The sequence below is a fragment of the Massilia sp. CFBP9026 genome (assembly GCF_034045165.1).
Lineage (GTDB): Bacteria > Pseudomonadota > Gammaproteobacteria > Burkholderiales > Burkholderiaceae_D > Telluria > Telluria arenae.
The window spans coordinates 126,706-140,847 of sequence record NZ_JAXCWH010000010.1 but is presented as its reverse complement, the minus strand read 5'-3'; the positions used below and the strand labels follow the sequence as shown (position 1 = coordinate 140,847).

Sequence of the window (14,142 nt, the reverse complement as noted above, 5' to 3'; positions counted from 1 at the left end):
ACTCTGTGTCGCCTATGTTAGCGCAAACGCGCGACGCATTCGCGCGTTTCGCCCGGGAATCAAACCTTACCCGCAAAATCGGAAGCGGTCCCCATGGCAAAACCGTAATCATGCTAACATCGACCAACATTACTAACTTCTAAAGAAATTTACGCACATGAACAAAACCAGCATCGAGGCCGTCCGCGAATCGATGGAGCAGGGCAAACCCACGATGGTGGACGTTGCCAAGCTCGCCGGCGTGTCCGCGATGACCGTGTCGCGGGTCATGAACGGCAAGAGCCTGGTGCGTGAAAGCACGCGGCGCAAGGTGGCCGAGGCGGTCGCGGCGCTGAACTACACCCCGAACCAGGAAGCGCGCAACCTGGCCGGCTCCAAGCCGATCCGCGTCGGTTTCCTGTACAGCAATCCGAGCGCCGCCTACCTGAGCGAATTCCTCGTCGGCCTGCTCAACCAGTCGGGCCTGAACAACGTCCAGCTGTTCGTCGAGAAGTGCGAAGCCGGCAACCACGAGATCGCGCATACCCAGCGCCTGATCAATAACGGCCTGGATGGCGTGATCCTGCCGCCGCCGCTGTGCGACAGCGTGGCCGTGCTCGAATGCGTGGCCAAGGCGGGGATTCCGGCGGTGGTCGTTGCCTGCGGCTCGCCGGCGCCGAGCGTCGGGGCGGTCAGCATCGACGATTACGAAGCGGCCCGCTACATGGCGCGGCACCTGATCGCGCTGGGTCACCAGCGCATCGGTTTCATCGTCGGCCATCCGAACCAGACCGCCAGCGCGCGCCGCCTGGACGGCTACCGCAAGGCGATCGCCGAGAAGGGCGCCGACGCCTCGGACGAGCTGGTGGTGCAGGGCATGTTCACCTACCGTTCCGGCCTGGACGCGGCCGAGCAGCTGCTGGCGCTGCAGGATCGTCCGACGGCGATCTTCGCCAGCAATGACGATATGGCGGCCGCCACGGTCGCGGTCGCACATCGCCTGGGCCTGGACGTGCCGGGCGACCTGACCGTCACCGGTTTCGACGATACGGCGCTCGCCACCACGATCTGGCCCGAACTGACCACCGTGCGCCAGCCGATCGCCGGCATGGCGCGCGAGGCGGTGCAGGCGCTGGTGCGCCGTGTCCGCGCACTGCGCGAAGACGAGCCGGCCGAGCCGGAGCAGACCCATATGGACTTCGAACTGGTGCGACGCCAGTCCGACGCCGCCCCCCGCATCCGCCCTCCGGCGCGCCTGCCATCGGTGGCGAAAGCACGCTGATATCCGGCAAATCCAATCTCTGTGAAACCCTTTTCAGTAATTCGTTGACAACCGTCGGAAGCCCCGATTAGACTGAGATGATTGCGCTAACACTCTTGTTAAGGGAGTGTCCGGCGCATCCATAATACTCAGAATAATCTGGAGACGACCATGACGGCAGCTGCTGCCCCGACGCTGGGCTACGCGACCTATCCCGACCTGCGCGACAAGCGGGTCGTGATCACCGGGGGCGGCTCCGGGATCGGCAGTGAACTGGTGCGGGCGTTTGCGGGGCAGGGGGCGCGCGTCTGGTTCCTCGATATCGCGGAAGCCGCCGGTCGTGCGCTGGCCGCCGAGCTCCACGGCGCGCCACATGGACCACGTTTCCTGCACTGCGACCTGACCGACCTCGAAGCGCTCGCCGCGAGTTTCGCCGCCGTCGAGCAGGAGGACGGCGGCATCGACATCCTTCTCAATAACGCCGCCAACGACGACCGCCACCAGATCGAGGCCGTGACACCGGCCTATTGGGAAAACCGGATGGCGGTCAACCTGCGCCACCAGTTCTTTTGCGCCCAGGCGGCGGTGGGTTCGATGCGGCGCCAGCAGGGCGGCGTGATCCTCAACTTCGGTTCTATTTCCTGGCATCTGCCGCACACCGAGCTGGCGCTGTACATGACGGCCAAGGCCGCGATCGAGGGCCTGAGCCGCGCCCTTGCGCGCGACCTGGGGCCGGATCACATCCGTGTCAATACCGTGGTGCCGGGCGCCGTGCGCACCCCGCGCCAGGAAGCCCTGTGGCATACGCCGGCCGAAGAAGACCGCATCCTGGCCGGCCAGTGCCTGCCGGCGCGGGTCGAGATGCAGGACGTGGCGGCGCTGTCGCTATTCCTCGCGTCGAACAATGCACGCCGCTGCAGCGGCCGCGAATACTTCGTCGACGCCGGCTGGTACGGCGCGTGACTCGAATAGAATGTCAATACGGCGCGTCGCGTAAGCGCGCGCCGACAATAAAGGAGACAAGCATGAAGGTTAGCATCACGAAGATGGGCGCCGCGATCGGACTCGGTTGCGCGCTGCTGTTTACGTCGGCCCCGAGCATGGCCGATGCCAAGAATCCCAAGATCGGCTTCTCGATCGACGACCTGCGGCTGGAGCGCTGGACGCGCGACCGCGATTACTTTATCGGCGCCGCCGAAAAGCTCGGCGCCAAGGTCTATGTGCAGTCGGCCGACGCCAGCGAACAGCGCCAGATCGCCCAGATCGAAAACCTGATCTCGCGCGGCGTCGACGTGCTGGTGATCGTGCCCTACAACGCCACGGTGTTGAACAATGCGATCCGCGAAGCCAAGAAGGCCAAGATCAAGGTGCTGTCGTACGACCGCCTGATCCTCAATGCCGACGTCGACGCCTACATCTCGTTCGACAACAAGGCGGTGGGCGAGCTGCAGGCGCAGTCGATCGTCGGCCTGAAACCGAAGGGTAACTACTATCTGCTGGGCGGGGCGCCGACCGACAACAACGCCAAGATCCTGCGCGAAGGCCAGATGAAAGTGCTGCAGCCGCTGATCGACAAGGGCGACATCAAGGTGGTTGGCCGCCAGTGGGTCAAGGACTGGAGCGCCTCCGAAGCGATGTCCATCGTCGAGAATGCGCTCACCGCCAACGGCAACAAGATCGACGCGGTGGTCGCCTCCAACGACGCTACCGCCGGCGGCGCGATCCAGGCGCTGGCCTCGCAGAAGCTGGCCGGCAAGGTGCCGGTGTCGGGCCAGGACGCCGACCTGGCCGCGGTGCGGCGCGTGATCGCCGGCACCCAGGCCATGACGGTCTACAAGCCGCTCAAGACCATCGCCACCAGCGCCGCCACCCTGGCCGTGCAACTGGTGCGCAATGAGAAGCCGGCCTATAACTCACAGATCAACAATGGCTACAAGCAGGTCAGCACCGTGCTGCTCAAGCCGATCCTGCTGACCAAGTCGAACGTCGACATGCTGGTGAAGGACGGGTTCTATACCCAGGGCCAGCTGGCCGGCAAATAAGCCTTCTTCTCTCCTTTCCCCGTATCCGCTTTGCGGTCCGGGGATTTTTTCACGCCTTGGAAGTCTTGCGATGTCGGGCTATCTGCTTGAAATGAAGGGAATCGCCAAGCGATTCGACGGGGTGCCCGCGCTGGATGGCATCGACCTGGCGATCCGGCCGGGCGAGTGCGTCGGCCTGTGCGGCGAGAACGGGGCCGGCAAGTCGACCCTGATGAAAGTGCTGTCGGCGGTCTACCCGCACGGCAGCTGGGATGGCGAGATCGTGTGGGACGGCCAGCCGCTGCGCGCGCGCTCGGTGCGCGAGACCGAAAAGGCGGGGATCATCATCATCCACCAGGAACTGATGCTGGTGCCCGAGCTGTCGGTGGCCGAGAACATCTTTTTGGGGAACGAGATCACCTTGCCCGGCGGCCGGCTCGACTATCCGGCCATGAACCGGCGCGCCGAGGAAATCCTGCGCGGCTTGCGCCTGCCTGACGTGAACGTGGTGCTGCCGGTGAAGCATTACGGCGGCGGCCATCAGCAGCTGATCGAGATCGGCAAGGCGCTGAACAAGAATGCGCGCCTCCTGATTCTCGACGAGCCATCGGCCTCGCTCAGCGCGTCCGAGATCGACGTGCTGCTCGGGACGGTGCGCGACCTGAAGGCGCGCGGCGTGGCCTGCGTCTACATCTCGCACAAGCTCGAAGAGGTGGCCGCCATCTGCGACACCATCGTCGTCATCCGTGACGGCAAGCACATCGCCACGACGCCGATGCCGCAGATGAGCGTGGACCGCATCATCGCCCAGATGTGCGGGCGCGAGATGAACCAGATGTATCCGTCGCTGCCACACGCGATCGGCGAGGTCGTGATGGAAGCGCGCCACATCACCTGCTACGACCCCGAGAACCCGCGCCGCAAGAAGGTGGACGACGTGTCGTTCCAGGTGCGGCGCGGCGAAATCCTCGGCATCGCGGGCATCGTCGGCGCCGGCCGCACCGAGCTGGTGACGGCGATCTTCGGCGCCTATCCGGGCCGCCACGAGGGCGAGGTCTGGCTCGACGGCCAACGGGTCGATACCTCCGATCCGCTGAAGGCGATCCGCGCCGGCTTTGCCCTGGTGCCCGAGGACCGCAAGCACCACGGCATCGTGCGCGACCTGTCGGTGGGCGAAAACATCACCTTGTCAGTGCTGCAGCGCTATGCGCACCTGACCCGCATCGACGACGGCGAGGAAACCAGCGCGGTCAAGGAGCAGATCGCGCGCCTGGCGCTCAAGACGGCCAGCCCGGCGCTGCCGATCACGGCGCTCTCGGGCGGCAACCAGCAGAAGGCGGTGCTGGCGCGGATGCTGCTGACCGGCCCCAAGGTGCTGATCCTCGACGAGCCGACGCGCGGCGTCGACGTCGGCGCCAAGTTCGAAATCTACCGCCTGATGCTGGAGCTGGCGGCCCAGGGCATCGCCATCGTCATGGTCTCGTCCGAGCTGGCCGAGGTGCTGGGCGTGTCCGACCGCGTGCTGGTGCTGCAAGAGGGCCGGCTGCGCGGCGATTTTCTCAACGATGGCCTGAGCCAGGAGACGGTGCTGGCCGCCGCCCTGGGCCAGTCCTGACAAGCAAACGACACCATGGATACAACGACTCTCAAGCGGCTGTTCACGCAATATAAAATCCTGGCCCTGTTGGTGGCGGTCGCCCTGATCTGGACCTTCTTCCACTGGATGACCGAGGGCGGCTTCACCTCGGCGCGCAACGTCTCGAACCTGATGCGCCAGATGTCGATCACCGGCATCCTGGCCTGCGGCATGGTATTCGTCATCATCGCCGGCGAGATCGACCTGTCGATCGGTTCGCTCCTGGGCCTGCTGGGCGGAATGGCGGCAGTGCTCGACGTCACCCACGGCATGCCGTTGCCGCTGTCGATCGCGGTGGTGCTGGGCGCGGGCCTCTTGTGCGGCTTCCTCAATGGCTATCTGACGGCCTATGCGGGCATACCGTCCTTCATCGTCGGACTCGGGGGCATGCTCGCTTACCGCGGCGTGGTGCTGGGCCTGACCGACGGCGCCACCGTGGCTCCGGTCTCTCCGGGCTTCGAGCAGATCGGGCAGGCCTATCTGCCGCCGGCGTGGGGCATCGGACTGGGCGTGCTGCTGTTCGCGCTGGCAGGCGTGCTGGCCTGGCGCCAGCGGGTCAACCAGGCGCGCTACGGACTGCCGGTAATCGCGCTGTGGCGTTCGGTGGCTCGCGTGGCGCTGGTCGGTGTGGCGCTGGCCGGCCTGATCTCCACCTTCAACAGCTACGAAGGCATTCCGCTGCCGGTGCTGATCCTCCTGACCTTGCTGGGCGTGTTCAGCTACATCGCGCGCCAGACCGTGTTCGGGCGCCGCATCTATGCGGTGGGCAGCAATATGGAGGCGACGCGGCTATCCGGCATCGACGTGCGCAAGGTGAAACTGTGGATCTTCGGCCTGATGGGCCTGATGTGCGCGCTGGCGGGCCTGATCAACACGGCGCGCCTGGCGGCCGGTTCGCCGTCGGCCGGCGTGTCGGCAGAGCTGGACGTGATCGCGGCCTGCTTCATCGGCGGCACCTCGATGCGCGGCGGCGCCGGCACCGTGCATGGCGCCCTGGTCGGCGCGCTGGTGATGGCCAGCCTGGACAACGGCATGTCGATGCTCGACGTCGACGCCTACTGGCAGATGATCGTCAAGGGCCTGATTTTGACCCTCGCTGTCTGGCTGGACGTGGCCACGCGTAGAAGCACACGCTAATGGACCGGTAGGGTGGACGGGTTTCCCGTCCACGCGTTCAATCAATGCGTCAAGACCGCGAGGCCATTCCACGTCGGTCGAACGCGTGGACGGCGTAGCCGCCCACCCTACGGGCTTTACGCAGGCAGCTTCACTTCACCATCCACCAGGCGCACGAGGCCGAGCGGATTGCCGTCCTTGAGCGCTTCCGGCAGCAGGCCGGCCGGCACGTCCTGATAGCACACCGGACGCAGGAAGCGCTCGATTGCGGTCGCGCCGACCGAGGTGCTGCGCGCATCCGAGGTCGCCGGGAATGGCCCGCCGTGCACCATCGCGTACGACACCTCGACGCCGGTCGGGAAGCCGTTGAACAGGATGCGGCCCACCTTGCGCTCCAGTAGCGGCAGCAGGGCGCCGGCCAGCGCATGGTCGGTCTCCACTGCGTGCACGGTGGCGGTCAGCTGGCCTTCCAGGTGGCGGGTGACTGCCAGGATCTCGTCCTCGTTGTGGCAAGCGATTAGCAGGGACACTGGTCCAAAAATCTCTTCTTCCAGCGCCGGGTTGGCGAGGAAGGTCGCCGCGTCGCACTGGTAGAGGGCGGCGCGCGCGGCGCAGCCGGGGCCTTCCTGGCTGCCGTTGGCCACCAGCTGCACGCCGCTCACGCCCGTACGCTTTCCAATCGCAGTGTCGTAGGCTTGATGAATGCCGGCCGTGAGCATGGTACCGGCCGGCTTGAGCTGCAGCGCGGCAGCGGCGGCGTCGCGGAAGGCGTCGAGCTGCGGGCCGGCCAGGCCGATCACCAGGCCTGGGTTGGTGCAGAACTGTCCGACGCCCATGGTCAGCGAATCGACGAAGGCGCCGGCCAGCTTGGCGCCGCCCGCTTCGAGCGCGCCCGGCAGCAGGTAGACCGGATTGATGCTGCTCATCTCGGCATACACGGGAATCGGTTCCTTGCGCTTGGCGGCGATCTGCGCCAGCGCCAGGCCGCCACCGCGCGAGCCGGTGAAGCCGACGGCGCGGATCGCCGGATGGCTCACCAGATCGCCGCCGATCTGATTGCCTTCGCCGATCAAGAGCGAGAACACGCCTTCCGGCATGCCGCATTCGAGCGCGGCCTGCAGCACGGCCTTGCCGACCAGCTCCGAGGTGCCGAGGTGGGCGTTGTGGGCCTTGACCACGACCGGGCAACCTGCGGCCAGCGCCGAGGCGGTGTCGCCGCCCGCCACCGAGAACGCGAGCGGGAAGTTACTGGCGCCGAAGACGGCGACGGCGCCGAGCGGGATCTTGCGCATGCGCAGGTCGGAGCGTGGCGGCGTGCGCTCGGGCAGCGCCGAATCCAGGGTCGCTCCCAGGAAGTGGCCGTCGCGGACCACCTTGGCGAACAGGCGCAGCTGGTTCACGGTGCGGCCACGTTCGCCCTCGAGGCGGGCGGCCGGCAAGCCGCTTTCCTGGCCGGCGCGTTCGATCAGCAGCGGGCCCAGGTCGAGAATGCGCTGGGCGATCGTCTCCAGGAAGCGTGCGCGCAGTTCCAGGGGCAGGGCGCGATACGGCTCGACGGCGGCATCGGCCAGTTCGCAGGCGCGGGCCAGGTCGGCGGGCGTCGCAAGACCAAACTCGGGCTCGAGGTCCTGCTTGCTTGCGGGATTGTAGGCGCGCGCGACGCCGGCGCTGCCGCGCAGGATCTGGTGGCCGATGATCATTTCGCCGCTGATATTCATGGTGGATCTCCTAGTTAGAATTGATGGGGGAGGCTGGAAAGCCGTCGATGTCGTACGCAATCAAACGCAGTTGCGGGATCGCCGATAAAACATTCAGCCTGAATGATAACGTTTTCTGTTAGCGCGAACATTTTAGTTGCAACGCCCCTCTGTATTGATTAGCATGGTTGCAAGCAAGCCAATAATAAATACAGGCAGGAGACAAGATGCGTACCACGATCGCCCGTCGACCCGGCATGGGTTGGCGCTCGACCATGGGTGTGGTTGCGGCCGTGTGCGTCGCCGCCGCGGCCATGGCCGCCCCCGTCGCCCCGGACGGCGCCAGCTATGTCTGGGACAGCGTCGCCATCGGCGGCGGCGGCTTCGTGACCGCGATCGTGCCCAGCCGCAGCGAACCGGGCGTCGCTTACGCCCGCACCGACGTTGGCGGCGCCTACCTGTGGCGGGCAAAAGAAGGTCGCTGGACGCCGCTGCTCGACTGGGTGGGCGAGGACCAGACGGGCTTCCTGGGCATCGACGCGATGGCGATCGACCCTGACAACGCCGCAAATGTATGGCTATTGGCGGGGATCGCCTACCTGAACGGCGGACGCACTGCCATCCTGCGCTCGAACGATTACGGCAAGACCTTCGACGTGGTCGACGTCAGCAGCCAGTTCAAGACCCACGGCAACGGCTTCGGACGCCAGGGCGGCGAACGGCTGGCCGTCGATCCGGGGGCCAGCAAGCGCCTCTACCTGGGCTCGCGCCGCGATGGCCTGTTCGAGAGCGCCGATGGCGGCAGCAGCTGGCAGCGCAACCCGGCGCTGGCGGTGACGACCACACCGAACGACGTGGGCCTAAATATCGTGCTGCCCGATCCCGCCAGCGTCAAGAACGGTCGCGCGCAGCGCCTGTTCATCGGCGTGTCGCGCTTCGGCAGCGTTGGCCCGAACCTCTACCGCAGCGACGACGCCGGCGCGACCTTCGTGCCGGTGGCGGGAAGCCCGGCCGGGCTGATGCCGCAACGCGCTGCCTTCGACGGCGCCGGCAAGCTGTATATCACCTATGCCAACGGCGCCGGCCCGCACCCGGACAAGAGCGGCAGCGAGCCGATCGACCGTGGGCAGGTATGGCAATACGAGATCGCCAGCGGCGCCTGGCGCAACGTGACGCCGGTTGGATCGAGCCGACCGTTCGCCGGGATCAGCGTCGACCCGGGCAATCCCAGGCGGCTGGTGGTCTCCACCATCAATACCTTTATCGCCCAGGGCGATGCACGTGGCGACCGCATCTTCGTGTCGCACGATGCCGGCGCCAACTGGGTCGACGTGATCGCGCGCGGCTTCCAGCGCGACGCGGCGGGCGTGCCCTGGCTCGAAGGCCATGCGATCCACTGGGCCGGCTCGGTCGAATTCGATCCGCTCGATGCGCGCGCGGTGTGGGTCACGTCCGGCAACGGGGTGTTTCGTACCCCCGATATCGAGGCCACGCCCGCCACCTGGGCCTTTACCGTGAAAGGCCTGGAAGAGACGGTGCCGCTCGGCCTCGTCAGCATGCCGGGGGCGCCGCTGGTCTCGGCCATCGGCGACTACGACGGCTTCGTGCACGACGACCCGGCGCGTCCGGGGCGCATCCACCGGCCCGAGATTGGCACTACGACCGGACTCGATGCCGCCGCCCGCCGACCGGGCAGCATAGTGCGGGTGGGCGATGCGATGCTCATCACGCGCGACGGCGGCGTTACCTGGACGCGGACGCCCGCACTGCAGGGCAAGCGGGGGAGGATCGCGATGTCGAGCGATGGCGCGATCCTCGTCCATACGCCCCAGGGCTCGTCGACCCTGTACCGGTCGGGTGACGATGGCGCCAGCTGGACGCAAGTGGCGGGCCTGGCGGGCCGCGACCTGCGCGCCGTCGCCGATCCAGTCAACCCGAAGGTGTTCTATGCCTACGACGGCAAGGCCCTGATGGCAAGCAGTGACGGCGGCGCCAGCTTCGCGCCGCGCGCCAGCCTGCCGCCGGGAGGCGCGGCACTGATTCGCGCGCTGCCGGGCCGCGAGGGAGATGTGTGGGTGGCGCTCAAGGACGGCGGCCTGGTGCGCTCGCTCGATGGCGGCGCCAGCTTCGTGCCGCTGGCCGGCGTCGGTTACTGCGGCGCGGTCGGTTTCGGCAAGGCCGCCCCAGGCAAGCTTGAGCCGACCCTGTACATCTGGGGCAGCATCGAGGGCGTGCGCGGCATCCACCGCTCGCTCGACCTCGGGCGCAGCTGGCAGCGCATCAACGACGACGCCCACCAGTACGGTGGTCCTGGCGATGGCCACTTCATCGTCGGTGACATGAACCGCTTCGGCGTGGTCTATATGAGCACCGCCGGCCGCGGCATCGTCTATGGAAGGCCTGGCCCGATATGACGATCTTCTCCACCCTGCGCCTGCTGCTCGGCGCCTGTGCCTTCGCGTTGGCGGCGAGCAGCAGCGCCGCGCCCGAGATGGTGCTGCGCTACGACCGGCCGGCGCAGGACAATGAGCAGGGTTGGGAGAAAGAGGCGCTCCCGATCGGCAATGGCCGCATCGGCGCCATGGTGTTCGGCCAGCCTGGTCGCGAGCACCTGCAGTTCAACGACATCACGCTGTGGACCGGCGACGACCGGACCATGGGCGCCTTTCAACCCTTCGGCGACCTGCTGGTCGAGCTGCCCGGCCACGAGAGCGGCGTGACCGACTACCGCCGCACGCTCGACCTCGAGCGCGGCGTGCACACGGTGACTTACACGCATGGCGGCGTGCGCTACCGGCGCGAGGCCTGGGCGAGCTACCCGGCCCAGGTGATCGTGCTGCGCCTGACTGCCGACCGGCCTGGCCGCTATACCGGCGCCGTGGCCCTGACCGACCGGCATGGCGGCCACCTCGCGGTGGCGAACGGACGCCTGTATGCGTCGGGCACGCTGGCCGGTTTCGCGCTGCCGGACCAGGCGCCGAGCGCCAACGTGATGTCCTACGCAAGCCAGGTGCAGGTGATCAGCGATGGCGGCAAGCTGGTTGCCGACGGCGAGCGCATCGCTTTCGCGGGCGCCGATGGACTGACCCTGATCCTGGGCGCAGGCACCAGTTATGTGCTCGACGCCGCGCGCAACTTCGAGGGTGGGCATCCGCTGGCGCGCGTGACCGCACAGGTAGATAAGGCCGCGGAGCGAGCGCCAGCGGGGCTCCTCAAGGAACACGTTGAGGATGTCGGGCGCCTCTTGAAACGTGTGGCGATCGACCTGGGCGAGACACCAGCCGCGCGCCGCGCGCTGCCAACCGATGCGCGCCTGCTGGCCTATACGAAGGAGGGAGGCGATCCGGAGCTGGAGGCCCAGTACTTCCAGTACGGCCGCTACCTGCTGGCTTCCAGTTCGCGCGGCTCGCTGCCGGCCAATCTGCAGGGCCTGTGGAACAACAGCCTCACGCCGCCGTGGAATTCGGATTACCACACCAACATCAATATCCAGATGAATTACTGGCCGGCCGAGGTGACCAACCTGGGTGAGCTGGCGCTGCCGTTCTTCGATTTCGTGAACGGCGTGGCTCCGGTGTGGCGCCGCGCCACGGCCGAGGAGTTCCGCCGCGCCGACGGCCAGCCTGTGCGCGGCTGGACCCTGCGTACCGAGTCGAATCCCTTCGGCGCCATGGGCTATCTGTGGAACAAGACCGGCAACGCCTGGTATGCCCAGCACTTCTGGGAACACTACGCCTTCAGCCGTGACGAGCGCTTCCTGCGCGAGGTGGCCTATCCGATGATGAAGGAGGCCAGCGCCTTCTGGCAGGACTATCTGAAAGAACTGCCGGACGGGCGCCTAGTCGCACCACAGGGCTGGTCGCCGGAACACGGCCCGGTCGAGGATGGCATCGCCTACGACCAGCAGATCGTGTGGGACCTGTTTAACAACACGGTCGAGGCGGCCGGCATCCTGCGGATCGACCCGGAGCTGCGCGCAACGTTGACCTCGATGCGCGACCGCCTGGCCGGGCCGCGCATCGGCAGCTGGGGCCAGCTACTCGAGTGGCTGGAAGAGAAGAAGGACCCGGTGCTCGACACGCCACAGGACACCCACCGCCACGTGTCGCACCTCTTCGCGCTGTACCCGGGACGGCAGATCGATGCCGTGCGCACGCCGGAACTGGCGCGGGCCGCGCGTCGCACCCTGGAAGCCCGCGGCGACGCCGGCACCGGCTGGTCGATGGCCTGGAAGATGGCTTTTTGGGCCAGGCTGCACGACGGCGACCGGGCCCACCGCATGCTGCGCGGCCTGCTGGCGGCGCCCGGTGCGCGTGCGGCCGAGCAGGCCGGCATCTTCTCTGAGCATAACAATGCGGGCGGCACCTATCCGAACCTGCTTGACGCGCACCCGCCGTTCCAGATCGACGGCAATTTTGGCGCCACCGCGGCGATAGTCGAAATGCTGCTGCAATCGCAGGGCGGCGAACTGCATCTGCTGCCGGCGCTGCCGTCGACGTGGGCGCGCGGCTCGGTGAAGGGATTGCGTGCGCGTGGTGGATACGAAGTGGATTTGCGTTGGGCTGGGGGCCGCCTGCTTGGCGCCACCGTGCGCGCACTTGCGGGGACGGGCGGTCCCGTCAAGGTCCGCTACGGCGCGAAACTCATCGAGGTCGAACTGGCGAGAGGCCAGAGCCGCAGCCTGGACGCGGCGCAGTTCCGCTAACGACAAGAACGACAACCAAGGAGACAACCAGCATGACCATGACTCAGATCGCGCGCCGCTTGGCACCGACGCTCGCGCCGCTATGCCTGCTGCTGGCCAGTGCCGGCGCAGCGGCCGCCGCCCCCGAGCTGCCGCGCCTCGTCGAAAAGGATGGCCGGCACGCGCTGATGGTGGACGGCGCGCCGTTCCTGATGCTGGCGGGCCAGGCCCACAATTCCAGCAACTACCCGGGCGCCTTGCCCAAGGTGTGGGCAGCGCTCAAGGATGCCCACGCCAACACCCTCGAGATGCCGATCGCCTGGGAACAGGTGGAGCCGAAGGAAGGAGAATTCGACTTCAGCTTCCTCGACGCCCTCGTTTCGCAAGCGCGTGAAAACGATATCAGGCTCGTCATCGTCTGGTTCGGTACCTGGAAAAACACGGGGCCGGGCTACCTGCCGGAGTGGGTCAAGTTCGATAACGGGCGCTTCCCGCGCATGAAGGACAAGGACGGCAAGACGGTCTACAGCCATTCGCCGTTCGGCGAACAGACCCTGGCGCTCGATCGCCGCGCCTTCGTAAAGATGATGGAGCACATCAAGAAGATCGACAGCGGCCACCGCACGGTGATCATGGTGCAGGTCGAGAACGAAGTGGGCACCTATGGCGTCCCGCGCGACCATGGCGAACGCGCCGAGGCGGCCTTCCGCCAGCCGGTGCCGGCCGCGGTGCTGGCGCGCCAGAAGCCGAAGGTGGCGGGCGTGACGCAGGGCAGCTGGCGCCAGGTGTATGGCGACTACGCAGACCAGTACTTCCATTCCTGGGCCATTGCCAGCTATATCGAGTCGATCGCCAGCGCGGGGCGCGCGGTGTACGACCTGCCGATGTTCGTCAACGCCGCCCTGCGCGAGCCTTCGCTCGACGGCAAGCCGGCGGCGCCGTGGAAATCGAACTTCGCCAGCGGTGGGCCGACCTGGGACGTGATCGACATCTACAAGGCCGCCGCACCGCACATCGACCTGGCGGCGCCCGACATCTATATGCCGGAGTCGAACAAGGTGACGACGGTGCTGAAATCCTACCAGCGGCCCGACAACGCGCTGATGGTGCCGGAGATGGGCAATGCGGCGGGCTATGCGCGCTATGTGTACCAGATCCTCGGCATGGGGGCGCTGGGCGTGGCGCCGTTCGGGCTCGACTACTTCGAGTACAGCAATTACCCGCTGGGCTCCAAGTACACCGACCGCCGCATGATCGAGCCTTTCGCCACCGTGTACGGCGTGTTCGCGCCGATGCAGCGCCAGTGGGCGCGCTGGGCCTTCGAGGGCCGCACCCACGGCGTGGCTGAGGGCGACGACCGCGCGCCGCAGACGGTGGCACTGAAAGGCTGGAAGGCGACCGTGTCGTTCCGCGAATTCCAGTTCGGCGAGCGCCAGTACCTGAAGGACAAGAGCGAATACAAGGAAGGCACCGAGAAGCCGGGCGGCGGCGTGGCCATCGCCCAGGTCGGCGAGAGCGAGTTCGTGCTCGTTGGCCAGCAGGCGCGAGTGAAGTTCGCGGGCGATGGCCCGAATGCAGGCAAGCCTTCGCTGCTGGCGCGGGTGGAGGAGGGCCGTTTCGACGCCAATGGCCGCTGGGTCATGGAGCGCAACTGGAACGGCGACCAGACCGACTATGGCCTGAACCTGCCGGCGACGCCGGTGGTGCTGAAGGTCAGGCTCGGGACGTACCAGGAATAACAACGATTA

Annotated in this window: 9 protein-coding genes; 8 read left to right on the top strand and 1 reads right to left on the bottom strand. The window is 66.9% G+C overall.

Going from position 1 to position 14,142, the window contains the following annotated elements:
- The first annotated feature begins 157 nt into the window (after positions 1-157).
- The 5 genes from SOM28_RS22185 (at position 158) to SOM28_RS22165 (ending at position 6,034) form a co-directional block, all read left to right on the top strand.
- Positions 158-1,261 carry a LacI family DNA-binding transcriptional regulator gene (locus SOM28_RS22185; protein WP_320469483.1) on the top strand — a complete coding sequence of 368 codons (1,104 nt, stop codon included), beginning with the start codon at positions 158-160 and terminating at the stop codon, positions 1,259-1,261.
- Positions 1,262-1,411: 150 nt separating this feature from the next.
- Positions 1,412-2,203, top strand: a complete 792-nt coding sequence (gene xylB / locus SOM28_RS22180) for a D-xylose 1-dehydrogenase (RefSeq protein WP_320469482.1) — start codon at positions 1,412-1,414, stop codon at positions 2,201-2,203.
- An 83-nt stretch (positions 2,204-2,286) separates the two neighbouring features.
- Positions 2,287-3,282, top strand: a complete 996-nt coding sequence (xylF, locus tag SOM28_RS22175) for a D-xylose ABC transporter substrate-binding protein (RefSeq protein WP_320469523.1) — start codon at positions 2,287-2,289, stop codon at positions 3,280-3,282.
- 70 nt (positions 3,283-3,352) lie between these two features.
- Positions 3,353-4,876: a D-xylose ABC transporter ATP-binding protein gene (gene xylG, locus SOM28_RS22170; RefSeq protein ID WP_320469481.1), complete on the top strand. Its 1,524-nt coding sequence runs from the start codon at positions 3,353-3,355 to the stop codon at positions 4,874-4,876.
- Positions 4,877-4,891: 15 nt separating this feature from the next.
- Positions 4,892-6,034 (top strand): sugar ABC transporter permease, encoded by a 1,143-nt coding sequence (locus SOM28_RS22165; protein WP_320469480.1) that lies wholly within the window; start codon positions 4,892-4,894, stop codon positions 6,032-6,034.
- 116 nt (positions 6,035-6,150) lie between these two features.
- Here SOM28_RS22165 and SOM28_RS22160 read toward each other — a convergent pair whose 3' ends face one another.
- Positions 6,151-7,731: an aldehyde dehydrogenase (NADP(+)) gene (locus tag SOM28_RS22160; RefSeq protein WP_320469479.1), complete on the bottom strand. Its 1,581-nt coding sequence runs from the start codon at positions 7,729-7,731 to the stop codon at positions 6,151-6,153.
- Positions 7,732-7,937: 206 nt separating this feature from the next.
- On the opposite strand from SOM28_RS22160, the gene SOM28_RS22155 reads away from it, so the two are divergent.
- The 3 genes from SOM28_RS22155 to SOM28_RS22145 are packed head-to-tail and all read left to right on the top strand — an operon-like array spanning position 7,938 to position 14,133.
- The gene (locus SOM28_RS22155; protein ID WP_320469478.1) at positions 7,938-10,124 is read left to right on the top strand and encodes a WD40/YVTN/BNR-like repeat-containing protein; all 2,187 of its coding nucleotides are present in this window, start codon (positions 7,938-7,940) and stop codon (positions 10,122-10,124) included.
- Positions 10,121-12,415, top strand: a complete 2,295-nt coding sequence (locus SOM28_RS22150) for a glycoside hydrolase family 95 protein (protein ID WP_320469477.1) — start codon at positions 10,121-10,123, stop codon at positions 12,413-12,415. Before SOM28_RS22155 ends, SOM28_RS22150 begins: the two co-directional genes overlap by 4 nt.
- Before the next feature lie 32 nt (positions 12,416-12,447).
- Positions 12,448-14,133, top strand: a complete 1,686-nt coding sequence (locus tag SOM28_RS22145) for a GH35 family beta-galactosidase (protein WP_320469476.1) — start codon at positions 12,448-12,450, stop codon at positions 14,131-14,133.
- Positions 14,134-14,142 lie beyond the last annotated feature (9 nt).